The organism is Streptomyces sp. NPDC044106 (assembly GCF_056433985.1).
In genome coordinates this window covers 438,129-456,530 of sequence record NZ_JBWKFZ010000002.1, presented here as the reverse complement: position 1 = coordinate 456,530, position 18,402 = coordinate 438,129, and the positions used below count along the sequence as shown (strand labels likewise).

Here is an 18,402-nt window from a genome sequence, read left to right as displayed (position 1 = left end):
CGACCGCCCGTTCATGACGTCACCCGCGGTTTCCCGAGACCGTCTCGCGGGCCGCGCGGATGGACTCCTTGAGGGAGCCCATGGTGGCGAGGACGGCGGTCGGCTCGTACCCGCAGTGGGCCATGCAGTTGGCGCAGCGCGGGTCCTTGCCGCGGCCGTACTTGTTCCAGTCGGTCTCCTCGATGAGCTGGCGGTACGTGGGGACGTAGCCGTCGCTCATCAGGTAGCAGGGGCGCTGCCAGCCGAAGAGCGAGTAGTTCGGGATCGCCCACGCGGTGCACGGGAAGTCCGCCTTGCCCTCCAGGAAGTCCAGGAAGAGCGGCGAGTGGTTGAGCCGCCAGCGCCGCCGGTTGCCGCCGGCGAAGGCCTTCTTGAAGAGCTCCCTGGTCTGCTCGACACCGAGGAAGTGCTCCTGGTCGGGCGCCTTCTCGTAGGCGTAGGCGGGCGAGAGCATCATCTCGTCGACCTGGAGGTCGTCGTTGAGGAAGTTCAGGACCTCGATGATGGTCTGCGGGGTGTCGGTGTTGAAGAAGGTCGAGTTGGTGGTGACGCGGAAGCCGCGCTTCTTGGCCTCCTTGATGGCCTCCACCGCCTCGTCGAACACGCCCTCCTTCGCGACGGACTCGTCGTGCCGCTCCCGCATGCCGTCGATGTGCACCGCGAACGCGAAATACGGCGAGGGCGTGAACTTCTCGATCTTCTTCCGCAGCAGCATGGCATTGGTGCAGAGGAAGACGTACTTCTTCTTCGCCACCAACTGCCGCACGATCTCATCGATCTGAGGATGCATCAGTGGCTCGCCGCCGGCGATGGAGACCATCGGCGCACCCGACTCAAGAACGGCGCCCACGGCCTGGGCCACCGGCATGCGCTGCTTGAGCACACCGGCCGGGTGCTGGATCTTGCCGCATCCCTCGCACTTCAGGTTGCAGGCGAAGAGCGGTTCCAATTCGACGATCAGTGGGAACTTGTCCCGCTTGCGCAGCTTCTGTTCAAAGAGATACGTAGCGACCTTGATGGACTGGCGAAGCGGCATGGCCATCTGGCTCACCTCCGGGGGAGCAGCGAAGAACGGTGCCATTCAAAGAAAGCCGGGAGCACGGCACGGAGAACGCGGAAAGCCGATATTCCACCGCGCACCGTGCCGATGCGGACGAGTTCGTGCTGGGGTGCGTCCACGACCACCCGGACGGCGGCAACGGACCGCCGCCCGGCGTGTACGGCGCTGTGCAGCGTCGCGGCGGACTCCATGTCCACGGCGATCGCGCCGGTGGCCAGGAGGTCACCGCGCTCCGGGCCGCGGACGACGTGGTCGGAACCGGTCAGCGGTCCGGTGTGCACGGCGCGTCCGGGCACGGCCCGCACCAGCTCCTCGACCAGCAGACCGGTTCCCGTACAGGTCGTGCTGCCGCGCGCGTCCCTGGTCTCCTCGGCGACGACGAGGTCGCCGGGGTGCATACCGGGGGCGAGTCCGGCGCAGAAGCCGGTGGCCAGGACGGCCGCGTCGCGCAGGGTTTCCTTGCCGAGCGCACCGCTGACGGCGCGCTCGGCGTTCTTGGGGCCCATGCCGGTGCGCAGCACGGTCATGGTGCCGGGGGCGCCGCTGCGGTCGCCCGTACGCAGGGCGAGGCGCTCGATGCCGAGCGCGCAGGCGATCAGCAGCGGCGCGGGGCCCGGCCGCGGGGCCGGGGTCGCTGTCATCAGCCGCCCTTGCCGGCGTGTGCGGCGGCGCCCGGTGCGAAGGGCTCGCCGTTGACGTACCGGCCGAGCGCGGTGAGCGGGAACACCTGCCGGTACAGGTGGTAGTTGATGGAGAAGTCCCAGGGGAAGCCGGTGCCGGTGAAGTACGGCTCGTCCCAGGAGCCGTCCTCGCGCTGCGCCTCGGCGAGCCAGGCGATGCCCCGCTCCACGGCCCTGCCCTCGCGCTCCCCCGCGGAGAGCAGCGCGAGCAGCGCCCACGCCGTCTGCGAGGCGGACGACGTGCCGTGTCCGACCCAGCCGCGGTCGCGGTAGGAACGCAGGTCCTCGCCCCAGCCGCCGTCGTCGTTCTGCACCGACTCGACCCAGGCGACCGCGCGCCGGATCGCGGGGTGCGATGCTGGTAGCCCGGCGGTGACCAGGGCGGGCACCACCGAACCCGTGCCGTAGATGTAGTTGACGCCCCAGCGCCCGAACCAGGCGCCGTTCTCCTCCTGTTCGGCGAGGAGCCACTCGATGCCGCGCCGGGTGCGCGGGTCGCGGGACCTGCCCTCGACGGCGAGCATCTCCACCACGTGCCCGGTGACGTCGGCGGACGGCGGGTCGATGACCTCGCCGAAGTCGCAGAACGGCAGCCGGTTGGGGAAGGGGCTCGTGTTGTCGACGTCGAACGCGCCCCAGGCGCCGTTCTTCGACTGCATGCCGAGGTTCCAGCGCACCCCGCGCTCGATGGCGTTCTCCAGGCGGGCCTTGTCCGGGTGCGCGACCCGGCGCAGCGCGAGGGCGACCTCGGCGGTGTCGTCGATGTCGGGGTAGTTGTCGTTGTGGAACTCGAACGCCCAGCCGCCCGGCGTCAGTCCGGGCCTGCGCACCGACCAGTCGCCGGGCCGCACGATCTGCTCGCCGAGCATCCAGTCGGCGGCCTTGACCAACTGCGGGTGATCCGGGGGCAGTCCGGCGTCGGCGAGGGCGATGGTGGCCAGACAGGTGTCCCATACCGGTGACTGGCAGGCCTCGATCATGCGGGCGCCGTCCTCGCGCCACACGGCGAACCGGTCGAGGGAGTCGAGTCCGGCCTTGAGGACGGGGTGGTCCAGGTCGTAGCCGAGCAGGTGCAGCGCGATGATCGAGTAGACGGCGGGCGGCTGGATCCCGCCCCAGCACCCGTCGTTCTCCTGTCGCTCGATGATCCAGCGCGCGGCGCGGTTCATCGCCGCCTTGCGCAGCCGGCGCGGCGCGACCTTGTGGTAGACGTGCAGCACCTTGTCGAGCCGCTCGAAGACACCGTCCCAACTGGCCACGGCGGCGAGGGGCTTGGCGGGGTTGGGGTCACGCGGGTCGGTGTGCAGTTCGTCGAGGGCGAAGGGCGCGGGGCGTACCGGCCGCTTGGCTGAGACGATGGTGAGCGGCACTATGGTCTGCCGCGCCCAGCAGCCGAAGTCGTAGATGTTGAGCGGGACCCACTTGGGGAAGTAGATGAGCTCCGGCGGGAGTTCGGGCAGGTCGTCCCACTTCCACCAGCCGAAGAGGGCGAGCCAGATCCGGGTGAAGACCCGGGCCGAGGCGATGCCGCCCCGCTCACGGATCCACGCGGAGGCCTTCGCCATGTGGGCCTCGTCGGGCCGGTCGCCGGCCAGGCGCAGCGCCACGTACGCCTCGATGGTGGTGGAGAGTTCGCCGGGCCCGCCGAAGAAGGTGGCCCAGGTGCCGTCGTCGCGCTGCTGGCCGCGGATGAAGAGCGCGGCGGCGCGGGTGGTCGGCTCGTCCCTGATCCCGAGGAACTGGCGCAGGAGGAGGTCCTCGGCGTCCATGGTCACATTGGTCTCGAGGTCGCCCTTCCACCATCCCTGGGCGTCCTGCCGGGAGAGCAGGAATTCGGTGGACCGGCGCATGGCGCGCTCGGCGGCCTCGCGGGTGCCCGCGGTCGCGACGGCCGTGTCGCTCCGGTCGACGGGTTCGGCGGGCCGGTCGGCGAGTTCGGTGGACGGGTCGACAAGTTCGGTGGGCTGGCTGGCCGAGGCTGCGCGGGGCGGGGCCGCTCCGGTGCTTCCGTCGGTCGTCGCTGTCATGGCTTCCCCTTCGTGCAGTGCGGTGGCTTCGTCTGCTGTGGGTCCGCCGTCGGCCGGCGCGACGCGCCGGCCGGCGACTGCCTGGATCTTCGGGGGTCACCCCTCGGAGATCCCGGATGTCCGCGCAATAATGATCATCTCTCTCGTACGACGACGAAGTCCGCGAGCGCGACGAGCTGCGCCCGCACCCGCTCGGGCATCCGCACGGAGTCCAGCGCCTCGATGGCGATGGCGTGCTGGCGCCGGGCCTCCTTGGCGGTCCACTCGCGGCCGCCCGCCTCCTCGATCAGGGCGGCGCGCGCGGCGAACTCCTCCTCGGAGAAGTTCTCGAACTCACTGCTCTTGGCGTCGGCGGCGAGCAGTTCGCCGAGCCGCTCGGACGCGGGGCCGCCCGCGGCGAGCGCGGCCACCACGGGCAGCGACTTCTTGCGCTGGCGCAGATCGCTCCACGTCTGCTTGCCGGTGGCCTCCGGGTCGCCCCAGATACCCAGCAGGTCGTCCACGGCCTGGAAGGCGAGGCCGAGGTGGTAGCCGTACTTCTCCAGGGTGTCGGCGGTGCGGTCGTCCGCGCCGCCGAGGACGGCGCCGATGGAGACCGCGCAGGCGAGCAGGGCGCCGGTCTTCTTGCCCTCCATCTCCAGGCACTCCTCGACGGTGACCCGGTCGCGGTGCTCGTAGCTGATGTCCTGGGCCTGGCCGTCGATCAGCGCGCGGGTGGCGGTGATGAGGCGGCGGGTGGCGCGGCCCGCCTCGACGGTGCCGAGTTCGAGGAGGATCTCGTTGCCGAGCGCGAAGAGGGCGTCGCCGACGAGGATGGCCTGTGCCGGGCCGTGCACCTTCCACACCGTGTCGCGGTGGCGGCGCTGCTCGTCGCCGTCCATGAGGTCGTCGTGCAGCAGCGAGAAGTTGTGTACGAGCTCGACGGCGACCGCGCCGGGGACGCCGACCTCGGGAGGCGCGCCGGCCGCCTCGGCGGAGAGCAGGGCGAGCGCGGGACGCACGGCCTTGCCGCCGTCGCCGTCGGACGGGTTGCCCTCGGCGTCGATCCAGCCGAAGTGATAGGCGGCGACGGTGTCCATGGGCGGCGCCAGACGGTCCACCGCGGCCCGCAGCACCGGGGTGGCCAGCGTCCTTCCTTGTTCGAGGGTTGAGGTCACGTCCACCGTGTCGGCAGCCGTTTTCTCGGCCGAGGGCACAGTCGGCACAGTTTCTCCTCTTGTTCCGGTGCTGGTTCTCTGGGGACCTGACCCCAGAAGGTGGAGCTTCACGCCGCCGCCTCCTCGAACGAGAAGAGGTGGTCACGGGGGCGGTCCAGGGTGGAGAGGGCCGCCTCGGCCGCGCTGATGCCGCTGCGTACGGCGCCCTCCATGGTCGCGGGCCACCCGGTGGCGGTCCACGCGCCCGCGAGGTACAGGCCGCGGGCCTTGGTGCGGGCACCGGGGCGGAGCCTGCCGACGCCGGGGGTGGGCGCGAACGTCGCCGTGCGCTCGCGGGTGACGAAGAAGTCGCGCACCTCGGCGCCGTGCGCGGCGGGCAACAGCCGCTCGAGCTCGGGGAGATAGCGCTCTCTGAGCGCGGCGACGGGCGCGTCGATCTCGTTCTGCGCGGCCGACTGGGAGAGCGCCAGGTACTGCCCCTCGGCGAGCCCGGACGCCTCGGTCCGGTCGAAGACCCACTGCACGGGGGTGCCGAGGGCGGCGAAGAACGGCCGCTTGAGCACCTTCCTGTCATACACGACATGGATGTTGAGGATCGGCGCGTTGTCGATGTCGAGCAGTCGGTCGGGCCGGTCGAGCGCGCCGTCCGGGAGGAGATCGTGCGCCTCGTGCTGCGGCACGGCGAGTACGACGCTTTCGGCCTCGATGCTCTCGCCGGGAACGTCCACGCGCCAACCGCCGTTCTCCATACGGGAGATGGAGGTGGCTCGTGTCTTCAGTTCGGTACGGACTCCCGCGGCGTCGAGCGCCCTGCGGGCCAGCTTGTCGTGCAGATCACCGAGAGGCGCGCGGGCCCAGCCGATGTCGGCGGCGCCCGGTTCGGAGAGCAGCCCGGTCTTGAACACCATCGCGGCGAGCCCCAGCGAGGCGTCGCCCGCGACGGCGTTGAGCGTCGCGACGCCCACGAGGTCCCAGAGGGCCTCGATGGCGCGCGCCGACTGGCCGTGCCGGGCCAGCCAGCTGCCGAAGTCCTGGCCGTCGAGCACCGGGTCGGCCGGGTCGAGCTTCTTGAGGGCGAGCGCCGCGCGCCCGACGTTGGCGCGCTCGGCGAGCGACAGATGCGGGTACGTGGCGAGGCTCGACGCCAGATGCAGTGGTACGGGCAGCGCGGTGCGCCGAAGGCGTCCGAGACGGTTCCGGTCGGCGTCGAGCACGGGCACGTCGAGACGTTCCTGCAGGGGCGCGAGGTGCGCCCCCTCGATGCGGTCGAGGAACCACCGGTAGGCGGTGCAGCAGCGCAGATAGACGTGCTGGCCGTTGTCGACGGTCAGCTCGCCGCGCTTGAAGGAGAACGCGAGGCCGCCGAGGCGCGGCCGTCCTTCGAGCAGCGTCACGCGCAGGCCCGCGTCGGCGAGCGCGAGCGCGGCGGTGACGCCCGCGAGGCCGCCGCCGACCACCACGGCGGCCGCCCCTCCGGGGCGGCCTGCGGCGTCCACGTTCAGCCCTTCCGGCTGCATGTCCTCACTCTTCATGCACCCACCCCTTCGGCCGTTGAAGTCTGGGACGCGATCTTGGGGCGGAGGGTTGCGCGCCGCTTCGCGGGCGCCGTCCCAGCTGCCCCGCGAGCACTCCGGGCGCACATCACGCACGCCTCCGGACGGTCTGCCGTGACACGCTCCGCGCGTCGAGCCCGGACAGGCCGCGCACCGCGACGTACGCCTTCTCGCGCCCCGGCAGCGAGACACGCCCGCGCAGGACCGCTTCGGGATCACGCTCGATGCGGTCGAGCAGCCTGCGGTAGATGCCGGCCATGGCCGCGACGCAGGCGCCGCTGCGCCGGTCAAGCATGGGCAGCAGGCGGTAGCCCTCGGCGAACAGGGCCCGCGCGCGGCGCACCTCGAAGTGGACGAGGCCCGCGAAGTCGGATCCGGCGGGTGGCTCGGAGCCGGAGAACCCGGCCGCGCAGCCGAACTTGGCGAGGTCGTCGGCGGGCAGGTAGGTGCGGCCGTCCTGCGCGTCCTCGCGAACGTCACGGAGAATGTTGGTCAGTTGGAGCGCGAGGCCGAGCGTGTCGGCATACTCCGGCGCGCGCTCGGCATGGAGCGCCCCGCGTTCGGTGCCGAACACGCCGAGCGAGAGCCGTCCGATGGCCCCCGCCACACAGCGGCAGTAGACCTTGAGGTCCTCCCACGTCTCGTACGTCCCGCCGCGTACGTCCATGAGGACACCGTCGATCAGCTCGTCGAGGCCGTCCATGGGGATCGGGAAGTGCTGTGCCGCGTGCGCGAGGGCGACGGCCACCGGGTCGGTGTCGTCCTCGGGAACGCCGCCCGCGCGGATCCGGGCAACCAGCGCCCGGGTGTCGTCGAGCCTGGCCGCCTTGGTCTCCGGCGCGAGCGCCCCGTCGCCGATGTCGTCCACCCGCCGCGAGAGGGCGTAGAGCGCGGACATGGCCCGCCGCTTCGGCGCCGGCAGCAGCCTGATGCCGTACGCGAAGTTGCGCGCCTGCTGCCCGGTCACGGTCTCGCAGTAGCTGTACGCGGCGAGCACCGGCGCGGACACGCGCGGATCCGACTCCACTGCCCGGCTCACCCCTCTCCTCGCAGAACTGCACCCGCCTCGCGCAGCATGCGTGGCTTGGTGGGTCTGGGCGGTCCGGGAAGCACGTCGTACCCGGCGGCGGCGATCGCCCGGACCGACGCCCTCCCCCCTGCCACGAATCCGGCCAGCAGCAGCTTCAGCCTGCCGTGGACGCTACCCACCAGGGGGGTGCCTTCATTCAGGAGGCCGCTGACACGTTCCGCTTCGTAGGCGACGAGGGCGCGCACCGACGCTCCCGCTGTCGGCCGGGACAGATCTGACTCGCTCACGTGGAACCGCTTCATATCCTCAACCGGCAGGTAGATGCGGCCGCGCCGCAGGTCTTCGGCGACGTCCTGGATGTGCTCGACGATCTGCAGCCCGGTGCAGACGGCGTCCGAGCGGCGGATGCGCTCGGGGGTCGCCGTGCCGGTGATGGCCAGGACGAGACGGCCGATCGGGTTCGCGGAGAGGGCGCAGTACGCCACGAGGTCGTCGAAGGTCTCGTAGCGCGTGACGGACTGGTCCTGGCGGTTGGCCTCGATCAGGCCGCGAAAGGGCTCCACGGTCAGCGTCCCGCGCTCGGCGGCCGGCCGCAGCGCCCGCACCAGCGGGTGCCCGGCGCCGGAGCCGTCGAAGACCTTGTCGAGGTCGGCCCCGACGGCGTCGAGGAGCCTCAGCGGGTCGTCGGCGCCGGGTCCTTCGAGGCCGAGGTAGCGGGCGTGGCCGGCCTCGGGCGCGAGGTCGCCGTCGCCGATGTCGTCGATGAGGCGGACGACGCCGTAGACGGCCATCAGGTCGTCGCGCCAGGCCCGGGGCAGGAAGAAGGGAGCCACCGGGAAGTTTTCGTCCGCGGCCTTGTCGAGGACGGCGGATGCATCGCGGAGCCGGAGATCATCCGTAGCCATTGCCGTCACATCTCCCGTTCTACACTGCCGACCCAATACATCCCATTTCGGACACGCCGCCCGGCCCCCTGCGAGGCGGACTGTGCTCCGAGCCGGGGCGCCGCGCGATATCGCCCCACTTGCCGCGAATCAGCACCGCTACAGCTTACGTTGTACAACCCCGCGCGCATCGTCGGGGTGCTCAGCGCATCACAACAACACACCGATTGGCGTCAAACTTCCCTGGCCGCCGGGGAGTTGAGTGGCTCAAGAGGCTCCTGGGAACACCATGTCATGACAGTGCCCCGCCGGAATCCTCCCGGCGGGGCACTGTTGTCGAACAAATGCACGTTCGATGGCTCAAACGGGCTACTTGCCCGTGAACTTCTCGTACTCCTTTATGACCTCGTCGGTCGGGCCGTCCATGCGCAGCTCGCCGCGCTCCAGCCACAGCACGCGGTCGCAGGTGTCGCGGATCGACTTGTTGTTGTGGCTGACCAGGAAGACCGTGCCGGCCTCCTTGCGCAGCTCGCGGATGCGGGCCTCGGAGCGCTTCTGGAACTTGCGGTCGCCGGTGGCGAGCGCCTCGTCGATCATCAGGACGTCGTGGTCCTTGGCCGCCGCGATGGAGAAGCGCAGCCGGGCCGCCATGCCGGAGGAGTAGGTGCGCATTGGCAGGGTGATGAAGTCGCCCTTCTCATTGATGCCCGAGAAGTCGACGATCTCCTGGTAGCGCTCCCTGATCTGCTCGCGGGACATGCCCATCGCGAGGCCGCCGAGGATGACGTTGCGCTCGCCCGTCAGGTCGTTCATCAGTGCCGCGTTCACACCGAGCAGCGAGGGTTGGCCGTCGGTGTAGACCTTGCCCTGCTCGGCGGGGAGCAGGCCCGCGATGGCGCGCAGCAGGGTGGACTTGCCGGAGCCGTTCGAGCCGATCAGGCCGATGGCCTCGCCGCGGTAGGCGGTGAAGCTGACACCGCGCACGGCGTGCACCTTGCGCACACCGCGCTCCTCGCCGCGCCGGAGCATGCGGCTGAGCGCGGAGGTCGCGCTGCCCTTGCCCGTCTTCGCGCCGTTGACGCGGTAGACGATGTGCAGTTCGTCGGCGATGACGGTGGGGATGTGCCCCTTGCCGGCGTTCTTGTCGTCAGCCACGGCCGTAACGCTCCTCAGCCTTCCAGAAGTACACGAAGCCGACCACGCCGAGCACGACGGCCCAGCCCACGGCGAAGGCCCACACATGCGGCGGCAGGTAGGAGGAGCCGTAGTCGTCGATCATGGCGAAGCGGATCAGGTCCATGTAGATGGAGGCCGGGTTCCACTGGAGCACGTCCCCGATCCAGCCGGGCACGTCCTTCTTGTCCGCGAGCATCGCCGGGATGCTGAACATGACGCCCGATGCGTACATCCAGGTGCGCATCACGAACGGCATCAGCTGCGCCAGGTCGGGCGTCTTGCTGCCCATCCGGGCGAAGATCAGCGCCAGGCCGGTGTTGAAGACGAACTGCAGCACCAGGGCGGGCAGCACGAGGAGCCAGGAGAAGGTGGGGTAGATCCCGAACCCGACCATGATCAGGACGAGCACGATCATCGAGAAGAGCAGCTGCTGGAGCTGCTGGAGCGCGAAGGAGATCGGCAGTGAGGCCCGCGGGAAGTGCAGGGCCCGCACCAGGCCGAGGTTGCCCGAGATCGCCCGCACGCCCGCCATCACCGAACTCTGCGTGAACGTGAAGACGAAGACACCCGTCACCAGGAAGGGCACGTAGATCTCGTGCGGAATGCCCTTACGCGCGCCGAGGAGCAGGCCGAAGATGAAGAAGTAGACCGCCGCGTTCAGCAGCGGCGTCGCCACCTGCCACAGCTGGCCGAGCTTGGCCTGGCTGTACTGGGCGGTCAGCTTCGCCTGGGAGAAGGCGAGGATGAAGTGGCGCCGTCCCCAGAGCTGGCGGACGTACTCGAAAAGTCCGGGCCGGGCGCCGCTGACGGTCAGACCGTACTTCTCGGCGAGTTCGGCCCGGGAGAGCCCGTCATCGGGCGACGGGGACGCGGTCACCGCGACTCCGCCGTCATGCGTTGTCTCACTCACGAGTGGAAACTTTCGTCTTCAGATGCGCAGCCGGTCGGGCGTAGGCATGGGCCAGGGACCGGGGTATGGCCCGAATGCTCTCAGACCCGAGCTTGTCAGATGACAGGAGGTCGGCCCAGCCGGGTCAGCCGCCACACCGTACGCCACTTCATGGGCCTGCGAGGTCCGCAGGGCGTGGTCCAGCCCTCCTTGAAGCCGCCGAACCAGGCCTTCAGGGCCGGGCCCGAGGGGCGCCGGGCGAGAGTGAGGAGCAGCCAGACGCCGAGGTAGACCGGGACGAGGAGCGCGGGGAGGTTGCGGCGGGCGAGCCAGACGCGGTTGCGGGCCACCATGCGGTGGTAGACCGCGTGCCGGGAGGGCGCCGTCGTGGGGTGGAGCAGGACCATGTCGGAGCGGTAGTCGATCATCCAGCCGGCGTTCAGCGCGCGCCAGGCGAGGTCGGTCTCCTCGTGCGCGTAGAAGAACTCGCCGGGCAGGCCGCCGACCTCGGCGAGGACCTTGGTGCGGACGGCGTTGGCGCCGCCGAGGAAGGTCGTCACGCGCGAGGAGCGCATCGGGTCGGAGGCCCGCAGGCGCGGCACGTGGCGGCGCTGGGTCTCTCCCGTGTCCGGGTCCGCGATGCGGAAGCTGATGATGCCGAGCTCCGGGTCGGCGGCGAAGGCCTCGCGGCACAGCTGAGCCGTGTCCATGGTGGCGAGGAGCCCGTCGTCGTCCAGGAAGAGCAGGATGTCGACGTCGGTGCCGCCGGGGCCGAAGGCCTCGATGCCGACGTTGCGGCCGCCGGGTATGCCGAGGTTCTCGGGCAGCTCGACGGTGCGTACAACCGACGAGGACTCCGCGACGTCCGGCACCGGGGCGCCGTTGCCGACCACGACCACCTCGACCGGGTCGCCGTCCTGCTTGGCGACCGAGTCGAGGAGGGCGCGCAGTTCCTGCGGCCGGTTGCCCATCGTGATGATGACGGCGCCGACCTTCAGCTTCCGTGCCGAGGTGCTCGGGGTTATCACTTCAGCCTGCTCGATACGAGGATGGACACGAGGTGGAGCAGGGTCTGAAGCAGCGCGATGCCCGCGAGCACGGCGACGCCGAGGCGCGAGAAGAACAGGTCGCCCCTGGCCTGGTCCACGAACGCGATCACCAGGATCAGCAGCGACGCCTCGACGCCGAGGATCAGGCGGTGGAACTTGAGCGCCGCGGCGGCCCTGCGGGCCAGCGCCATCCCGGAGGAGCGCGGCTCGGCGGCCGACTCCTTGACCGGCTCCTTGCCCGTCTGGTGGCGGGCGACGCCGACGAGGTCGGTCTCGGCCTTGATCAGGATGGCGCCGAGCGCGGCCAGCGTGCCGAGGAAGGCCCACAGCCAGTCGATGCGTCCCGAGCCCCAGATGTCGGCGGCGCGCAGCCCGAAGCCGACCAGGACCGCGGCGTCGCACAGGTAGGCGGCGACCCGGTCCAGGTAGACCCCGGCCATCGAGTACTGCTTCTTCCAGCGGGCGATCTCGCCGTCGACGCAGTCGAGCAGCAGGTACAGCTGGACCGCGAGCACGCCGAGCACGGCGCCCGTGATTCCCGGCACGAGGAGGGCCGGGGCGGCGAGGGCGCCGGCCACGGTCATCACGTAGGTCAGCTGGTTGGGCGTGACCTTCGTGTTCACCAGGTGCCGGTCGATGCGCAGGGAGACCTCGCGCATGTAGAGCCGGCCCGCCCAGTGTTCGCCGCTCCGCCGGTCCTTCACCCCCGGGGGGTGAACAACCGGGCGGAGCTCAGCTACCGATGGCTTTTGCATAGTCGGCGTATGCGTCCCTGATCTGGTCGGTGGACAGGTCGAGGTGTTCGAGGATCGTGTAGCGGCCGGGCCGGGTCTGCGGAGCGAAATCCACGACCTGGACGAACTCCTCCACGGTGAAGCCGATCTCCGCCGGCAGCACGGGCAGGCCGTGGCGGCGCAGCACCGAGGCCATGTACGCCGACTCCTCGCGGGCACCGCGCAGGTGCATCGCGAACGCCGCGCCCAGGCCGCACTGCTCGCCGTGGCTCGCGGCACGCTTGGGGAAGAGGAGGTCGAAGGCGTGGTTGATCTCGTGGCAGGCGCCGGACGCCGGGCGGGAGTCGCCCGACACGGACATCGCGATGCCGGTGAGGACCAGGCCCTCGGCCAGGACCTGGAGGAAGCTGTCGTCGCCGACGCCGCCGGGGTGGCGGAGCACGGCCTCGCCGGCCTGGCGCGCCATGGCGGCCGCGAGGCCGTCGATGTCCTCGCCGCGCTCGCGGGCTGCGAGTTCCCAGTCCCGGATCGCGGAGATGTTGGACAGGGCGTCGCCGATGCCGGAGCGGACGAAGCGGACGGGCGCCTCACGGATCACATCGAGGTCGATGACGACCGCTATGGGGTTCGGCACACCGTACGAGCCGCGGCCCGCGTCGTTGTCGAGCGTCGCGACGGGCGAGCAGAGGCCGTCGTGCGACAGGTTCGTCGCGACGGCGACCAGCGGCAGGCCGACGCGCGCCGCGGCGAACTTGGCGCAGTCGATGATCTTGCCGCCGCCGAGCCCGACGACCGCGTCGTAGCGGCCCTTCTTCATGGCGTCGGCGAGCTTGATGGCGTCGTCGAGCGTGCCACCGCCCACTTCGAACCACTCGGCGCCCGGCAGCGACTCCATGAGGCGGTCCCGCAGGACCGCACCGGAGCCACCGCTGATGGCGATGGCCAGTTTGCCGGTCGACGAGCAGATCCGCTGGTCGGCGAGGACACCGGCCAGGTCGTTGAGCGCCCCCGGCCGGATGTCGACGACGACCGGCGAGGGGATGAGCCTCGTCAGTACTGGCACGCGATCTCCCGGCCCTTGGCGAGGTCGTCGTGGTTGTCGATCTCGACCCACGAGACGTCGCCGATCGGGGCCACGTCCACCTTGAAGCCGCGGTTGACGAGCTCCTGGTAGCCGTCCTCGTAGTAGAGGTCGGGGTCGCGCTCGAAGGTGGTCTTCAGCGCGTCGGCGAGCTCCTCGGCGGCGGAGCCCTCGATGAGGGTGACGCCGATGTACTCACCGGTGGCCTCGGCCGGGTCCATCAGCTTGGTGATGCGCTGCACGCCCTTGGCGTCGTCGACGATGACCTTCATCTCCTCGTCGGCGAGCTGCTTCACCGTGTCGAGGGCGAGGATGATCTTCTGGCCGTTGCCGCGGGCGGCGAGCAGCGTCTTCTCGACGGAGACGGGGTGCACGGTGTCGCCGTTGGCGAGGATCACGTCGTGCTTGATGGCGTCACGGCCGCACCACAGGGAGTAGGCGTTGTTCCACTCCTCGGCCTTGTCGTTGTCGATCAGGGTCAGCTTGAGGTTGTACTTCGCCTCGAGCGCCGCCTTGCGCTCGTAGACGGCCTCCTTCTTGTAACCGACGATGATCGCGACCTCGGTGAGACCGATCTCGGCGAAGTTGCCGAGCGTCAGGTCGAGGATCGTGGTCTCCCCGTCGACGGGCACCAGAGCCTTGGGCAGGGTGTCCGTGTAGGGACGGAGACGCCGTCCGGCGCCTGCGGCAAGGACGAGGCCGATCATGCGGGTTCTCCTTCATCGTGTACGGCGGGTGCGCCACGCTTGTGAGCGGTCACCCAGAAGCGGATGCTCTCGACGAGCACCACGAGTGCCACGGCCACGGCGAGTGCCGTGAGCGCGACGGTGAAATCTGTGGCGGGCAGCAGGGTCGCGGCCAGCGCGACCACGAGGGTCCTGCCGTCCTGGCCGCCGATCGTCCGCACCAGCCAGCGCGGGGGCGCGCCGGTGCCGCCCTTGATGCGGTACACCGTGTCGTAGTGATGGTAGGCGACCGCCGCCACGAGCCCGAAAGCCGCGGGAAGCGCCCCGTTCACATCGGCTTTGGCCGCCAATACCAGAATCGTGCCGTACTCGGCGGCGCGGAAGAACGGCGGGACCAGCCAGTCGAGGGGACCCTTGAGGGGCATGATCAGCGCGAGACCCGAGAGGGCGACGTAGAACGCGGCCGCGACCACGACGGCAGGCCCGCCGTAGGGGGCGGTCAGGCTTGCGGTGACGACCACGGCGCCGCCGACGAAGGCGAGCACCGGGGCGGGCCGCAGCCACGTCCGGGGCCGGAGGGCGGCGAAGGACGAGGCGAGCGGGCCGTTGTCGGCCAGGTCGGCGAGGGCGTGTGCGGCCCGGTCGGTGCGGGTCGCCTTGCGGGTGAGCGAGCGCAGGACGCGTCCTGCCGTGGTGTAGCAGGCGGCGAGCGCGCAGCCGATGAGCAGGACGACGAGGGTGACGCGCGGGGTGGTGACCGCGGTGAGCACGGCGATCATCGCCCAGCGCTCGCCGATGGGCAGCACGATCATCCGGCGCAGCCAGACCGTCCAGCCGACGCTGTCGAGCTTGTCCGAAAGGGCCGCGGTGGGGCTGGTGTTGGCGGTCGCGTCGTGATTCGCCTCGTTGAAGGAGAAGTCCACGACGTGCCGGCAGGTCTGGAGGACCATCGCGCCGAGCGCGAGCGCCCATACGTCATCGCCGCCGCGGGCGGCGCCGAGCGCGAGGCCCGCGTAGTAGGCGTACTCCTTGGCGCGGTCGAACGTCGCGTCCAGCCAGGCGCCCAGCGTCGAGTACTGCAGGGAGTAGCGGGCGAGCTGCCCGTCGGTGCAGTCCAGGACGAAGGAGAGGAGCAGCAGCAGGCCCGCCGCGACGAAGCCGCCGCGCGTGCCGGTCGCCGCGCAGCCCGCCGCGATCAGGGCGGTGAGCAGCGAGGCGGTGGTGACCTGGTTCGGGGTCAGGCCCCGGCGGGAGCACCAGCGGGCGATGTAGCGCGAGTAGGGGGAGATGCAGTACGTCGTGAAGAAGCCGTCCCGCGACTTGACCGCGGTGCGCAGGCGTACGGCCTCGTCGTCGACGGCGGCGACGGCCTGGCGCGCCTCGTTCCGTGCCTGCGGGTCGCTGGGCACGGTGGCGACGAGGGTGCCGAGGTCGGGGCGGTGCACGTCGGTGGCGCCGGACTCCATGGCCGCCGCGATGCCGTCCGGGAGCGTGTCGAGCGTCACGACGCCGCCCGTGTTGCCCACGGTGGCGCGCAGGGCCCGGGTCAGTTCCGTGCGCGCCTCCGGTTTGGCGGTGACGGCGCCGGGCACTGCGCAGGCGGCGAAGCGGGGGTCGGTGAGGCCGAGGCGCAGCGCGTGGACGTGTCCGACGAAGCGCGCGTCGACGACCGCGACGCGCTGGTCGCCCGGCACGGCGGCGAGCAGCGTCTCGGCGTCCGCCGCGTCGGAGGCGACCCGCACGTCGAAGCCCAGGGACCGCAGATCGCCTTCGAGCGGCGACCCGGGGACCGGCTGACCGGTGAGGATGGCGGTCGACAGACGAACTCACTCCTTGAGTCCCGGCGCGGCTCGCGCCGGGCACATGCGTAAGGGGAGCGCCCCTGGCCACGGCGGCCGGGCGGCACGTCGGCAGAGGCTATCGGATGATGGGAAGCGGGCGTTCATCACCCGTTCACGCCCCGATAAGAGCCTGTGTCATCACCCCGGCCAGGTGGCGCCCACCCGGCCGGGGTCATGGCACGGGCTCTCAGGGCGGCCTGCGAGGGCCTCGGCCTTCGCGATCATCATGGTGGATGGGGGGCCACGCTCACAAACCGCACCCGCCCCGCGCCCGGCTTGCCCGGATAGCGGCCATAGCGACCACCTGTTCCGCACCGCGTCGTCGCTTAGTGTGGGCGCCCATGACATGGCTGATCACGGGTGGAGCGGGATACATCGGGGCACATGTGGCGCGGGTCATGGCCGGCGCCGGGGAGGGTGTCGTCGTGCTGGACGACATCTCCTCAGGGGTGCCGCAGCGGCTGCCCGCGGACATGCCCCTCGTGCGGGGCTCCTCGCTGGACGGGAAGCTGCTGCGCCGGGTCTTCGCCGAGTACGGCGTCACCGGGGTGGTGCACCTCGCGGCCCGCAAGCAGGTCGGGGAGTCGGTGGAGCAGCCGCTGCGCTACTACCGGGAGAACCTGGGCGGCCTGACGACGCTGCTCGAAGCGGTCGCCGAGGCCGGTATCACGCGGTTCGTGTTCTCCTCGTCGGCCGCGGTCTACGGCAATCCGCCGGACGCGGAGTTCGTGCGGGAGGACACACCCTGCGTCCCGGTGAGCCCCTACGGCGAGACGAAGCTCGCCGGGGAGTGGCTGGTGCGGGCCGCCGGGCGGGCGCACGGCATCGGGACCGTCTGTCTGCGCTACTTCAACGTGGCGGGCGCCGCCTCCCCCGAGCTCGCGGACACCGGGGTCTTCAACGTGATCCCGATGGTCTTCGACCGGCTGATGCGCGACGAGCCGCCGCGGATCTTCGGCGACACCCACCCGACGCCGGACGGCACCTGCGTGCGCGACTACGTCCACGTGTCCGATCTCGCCGAGGCGCACCTGGCGGCGGCCCGCCGTCTCACCGACGGCGCCCAGGGCGATCTGACGGTGAACATCGGGCGGGGCCGTGGCGTCTCCGTACGCGAGCTCGTCACGCTCATCGGCGAGGTGAGCGGGGACACCCGGCCTGCGCTCGTCGAACCGGCGCGGGCGGGCGACTCACCGCGCGCCGTGGCCGACGCCCGCCTCGCGGCCGAGGAGCTGGGCTGGACGGCCAGGCGCGGGGTGCGCGAGATGGTGGAGTCGGCGTGGGCGGGCTGGTGCCTGCACCACCCGGGAGCGCGCCGCGACTGACCGCGCCCACGTCCTGACCTGCACCCTCGCCCTGTCGGCAACCATTGCCATTTCCGCAGGTCAGGGAGATGACAACGGTGTTCAGTGCCGCGTTGCCAGATACCCCCCACCCGTAGTTCACTGTGGTCGCGCGACCAGCGGACGGGGCGGGACCGATGACCGACACGGGAGGCGGCTCCATGGGGGCTGGGCACGATCACGGACACACACACGGGGCACCCGCCACGGGGACCGCGGCCAACGCCTACAAGGGGAGGCTGCGCACAGCCCTCGCGATCACGGTCACGGTCATGGTGGCCCAGATCGTGGGCGGCCTCATGGCGGACTCGCTCGCGCTGGTCGCGGACGCGGCGCACATGGCCACGGACGCCCTCGGCCTCGGCATGGCGCTGCTCGCCATCCACTTCGCGAACCGGCCGGCCACGGAGAACCGCACCTTCGGCTATGCGCGCGCCGAGATCCTCGCCGCGCTCGCCAACTGCCTGCTGCTGCTCGGCGTCGGCGGCTATGTGCTGTACGAGGCGGTCGAGCGGTTCATCACGCCCGCCCGGACCGAGGGCGACCTCGCCATCTACTTCGGCGTCTTCGGCCTCGTCGCCAACATGATCTCGCTGTCGCTGCTGATGCGCGGCCAGCGGGACAGCCTCAATGTGCGCGGCGCCTTCCTGGAGGTCGTGGCCGACACCCTCGGTTCGGTCACGGTCATCGTCGCGGCCGCCGTGATCATGCTCACCGGCTGGCAGGCCGCCGACCCGATCGCCTCGCTCGTCATCGGCGTCATGATCGTCCCGCGCACGGTCAAGCTCCTCAAGGAGACCTTGAACGTGCTCCTGGAGTCGGCCCCCAAGGGTGTCGACATGGCGGAGGTGCGGGCCCACATACTCGCCCTGCCCGGCGTCGAGGACGTCCACGACCTGCACGCCTGGACCATCACCTCGGGCCTGCCGGTGCTCTCCGCGCACGTCGTGGTGAGCACCTGCACCCTCGACTCGATCGGCCACGAGAAGATGCTGCACGAACTGCAGGGATGCCTGGGCGACCACTTCGACGTCGAGCACTGCACCTTCCAGCTGGAGCCGGGCGGGCACGCGGAGCACGAGGCGAAGCTCTGCCACTGAGCCCCGGCTCCGCCTCTCCGGAGCACGGCGCCGTGGTCACCGCCGGTGCTATCCTGGCCAGAGTTCTTGAGTTTCCTGGAGGTGGGTTGATGACTGTCGCGGCCGGCGCTGC

Annotated in this window: 16 protein-coding genes; 2 read left to right on the top strand and 14 right to left on the bottom strand. The window is 70.8% G+C overall.

What is annotated here, in order from left to right; genetic code table 11:
• Positions 1–19: 19 nt before the first annotated feature.
• From hpnH to AC07DI_RS04710, 14 genes are all read right to left on the bottom strand, one after another.
• Complete coding sequence (gene hpnH, locus AC07DI_RS04775) at positions 20–1,042, bottom strand: adenosyl-hopene transferase HpnH (protein WP_384247508.1); 1,023 nt, start codon at positions 1,040–1,042, stop codon at positions 20–22.
• Positions 1,043–1,047: 5 nt separating this feature from the next.
• Positions 1,048–1,701 (bottom strand): phosphorylase family protein, encoded by a 654-nt coding sequence (locus tag AC07DI_RS04770; protein WP_384247511.1) that lies wholly within the window; start codon positions 1,699–1,701, stop codon positions 1,048–1,050.
• Positions 1,701–3,767, bottom strand: coding sequence for a squalene--hopene cyclase (shc, locus tag AC07DI_RS04765; RefSeq protein ID WP_478902171.1), 2,067 nt, complete (start codon positions 3,765–3,767; stop codon positions 1,701–1,703). Before shc ends, AC07DI_RS04770 begins: the two co-directional genes overlap by 1 nt.
• 134 nt (positions 3,768–3,901) lie before the next feature.
• Complete coding sequence (locus AC07DI_RS04760) at positions 3,902–5,035, bottom strand: polyprenyl synthetase family protein (protein ID WP_478902170.1); 1,134 nt, start codon at positions 5,033–5,035, stop codon at positions 3,902–3,904.
• Entirely contained in the window at positions 5,032–6,441 is a 1,410-nt protein-coding gene (hpnE, locus tag AC07DI_RS04755) for a hydroxysqualene dehydroxylase HpnE (RefSeq protein WP_384247991.1), read from the bottom strand. Before hpnE ends, AC07DI_RS04760 begins: the two co-directional genes overlap by 4 nt.
• Before the next feature lie 124 nt (positions 6,442–6,565).
• Positions 6,566–7,516 (bottom strand): presqualene diphosphate synthase HpnD, encoded by a 951-nt coding sequence (gene hpnD / locus AC07DI_RS04750; RefSeq protein ID WP_478902169.1) that lies wholly within the window; start codon positions 7,514–7,516, stop codon positions 6,566–6,568.
• A complete protein-coding gene (hpnC, locus tag AC07DI_RS04745; protein ID WP_384247521.1) occupies positions 7,513–8,412 on the bottom strand; it encodes a squalene synthase HpnC in 900 nt (299 codons plus the stop codon). The genes hpnD and hpnC overlap by 4 nt, the downstream gene beginning before the upstream one ends.
• A 348-nt stretch (positions 8,413–8,760) precedes the next feature.
• A complete protein-coding gene (locus tag AC07DI_RS04740) occupies positions 8,761–9,564 on the bottom strand; it encodes an ABC transporter ATP-binding protein (protein WP_384247992.1) in 804 nt (267 codons plus the stop codon).
• Positions 9,539–10,477 carry an ABC transporter permease gene (locus AC07DI_RS04735; protein ID WP_478902167.1) on the bottom strand — a complete coding sequence of 313 codons (939 nt, stop codon included), beginning with the start codon at positions 10,475–10,477 and terminating at the stop codon, positions 9,539–9,541. The genes AC07DI_RS04740 and AC07DI_RS04735 overlap by 26 nt, the downstream gene beginning before the upstream one ends.
• A 95-nt stretch (positions 10,478–10,572) precedes the next feature.
• Positions 10,573–11,454, bottom strand: coding sequence for a glycosyltransferase family 2 protein (locus AC07DI_RS04730; RefSeq protein ID WP_384247994.1), 882 nt, complete (start codon positions 11,452–11,454; stop codon positions 10,573–10,575).
• Between the two features lie 26 nt (positions 11,455–11,480).
• Positions 11,481–12,260, bottom strand: a complete 780-nt coding sequence (locus AC07DI_RS04725; RefSeq protein WP_079074470.1) for a CDP-alcohol phosphatidyltransferase family protein — start codon at positions 12,258–12,260, stop codon at positions 11,481–11,483.
• Positions 12,238–13,302: an iron-containing alcohol dehydrogenase family protein gene (locus AC07DI_RS04720; RefSeq protein ID WP_478902165.1), complete on the bottom strand. Its 1,065-nt coding sequence runs from the start codon at positions 13,300–13,302 to the stop codon at positions 12,238–12,240. The genes AC07DI_RS04725 and AC07DI_RS04720 overlap by 23 nt, the downstream gene beginning before the upstream one ends.
• Entirely contained in the window at positions 13,290–14,027 is a 738-nt protein-coding gene (locus tag AC07DI_RS04715) for a phosphocholine cytidylyltransferase family protein (RefSeq protein WP_478902163.1), read from the bottom strand. Before AC07DI_RS04715 ends, AC07DI_RS04720 begins: the two co-directional genes overlap by 13 nt.
• Positions 14,024–15,826, bottom strand: coding sequence for a DUF5941 domain-containing protein (locus AC07DI_RS04710; RefSeq protein ID WP_478902293.1), 1,803 nt, complete (start codon positions 15,824–15,826; stop codon positions 14,024–14,026). Before AC07DI_RS04710 ends, AC07DI_RS04715 begins: the two co-directional genes overlap by 4 nt.
• Positions 15,827–16,188: 362 nt before the next feature.
• On the opposite strand from AC07DI_RS04710, the gene galE reads away from it, so the two are divergent.
• Positions 16,189–17,172 carry a UDP-glucose 4-epimerase GalE gene (gene galE / locus AC07DI_RS04705; RefSeq protein ID WP_478902162.1) on the top strand — a complete coding sequence of 328 codons (984 nt, stop codon included), beginning with the start codon at positions 16,189–16,191 and terminating at the stop codon, positions 17,170–17,172.
• 179 nt (positions 17,173–17,351) lie between these two features.
• A complete protein-coding gene (locus tag AC07DI_RS04700) occupies positions 17,352–18,290 on the top strand; it encodes a cation diffusion facilitator family transporter (protein ID WP_384247997.1) in 939 nt (312 codons plus the stop codon).
• Positions 18,291–18,402 lie beyond the last annotated feature (112 nt).

What these genes read in the sequence shown, in the direction of transcription:
- hpnH (WP_384247508.1), bottom strand. Translation starts at nt 1,042, where the DNA reads ATGGCCATGCCGCTTCGCCAGTCCATCAAGGTCGCTACGTATCTCTTT.
- AC07DI_RS04770 (WP_384247511.1), bottom strand. Translation starts at nt 1,701, where the DNA reads ATGACAGCGACCCCGGCCCCGCGGCCGGGCCCCGCGCCGCTGCTGATC.
- shc (WP_478902171.1), bottom strand. Translation starts at nt 3,767, where the DNA reads ATGACAGCGACGACCGACGGAAGCACCGGAGCGGCCCCGCCCCGCGCA.
- hpnE (WP_384247991.1), bottom strand. Translation starts at nt 6,441, where the DNA reads ATGCAGCCGGAAGGGCTGAACGTGGACGCCGCAGGCCGCCCCGGAGGG.
- hpnC (WP_384247521.1), bottom strand. Translation starts at nt 8,412, where the DNA reads ATGGCTACGGATGATCTCCGGCTCCGCGATGCATCCGCCGTCCTCGAC.
- AC07DI_RS04725 (WP_079074470.1), bottom strand. Translation starts at nt 12,260, where the DNA reads ATGCAAAAGCCATCGGTAGCTGAGCTCCGCCCGGTTGTTCACCCCCCG.
- AC07DI_RS04715 (WP_478902163.1), bottom strand. Translation starts at nt 14,027, where the DNA reads ATGATCGGCCTCGTCCTTGCCGCAGGCGCCGGACGGCGTCTCCGTCCC.
- galE (WP_478902162.1), top strand. Translation starts at nt 16,189, where the DNA reads ATGACATGGCTGATCACGGGTGGAGCGGGATACATCGGGGCACATGTG.
- AC07DI_RS04700 (WP_384247997.1), top strand. Translation starts at nt 17,352, where the DNA reads ATGGGGGCTGGGCACGATCACGGACACACACACGGGGCACCCGCCACG.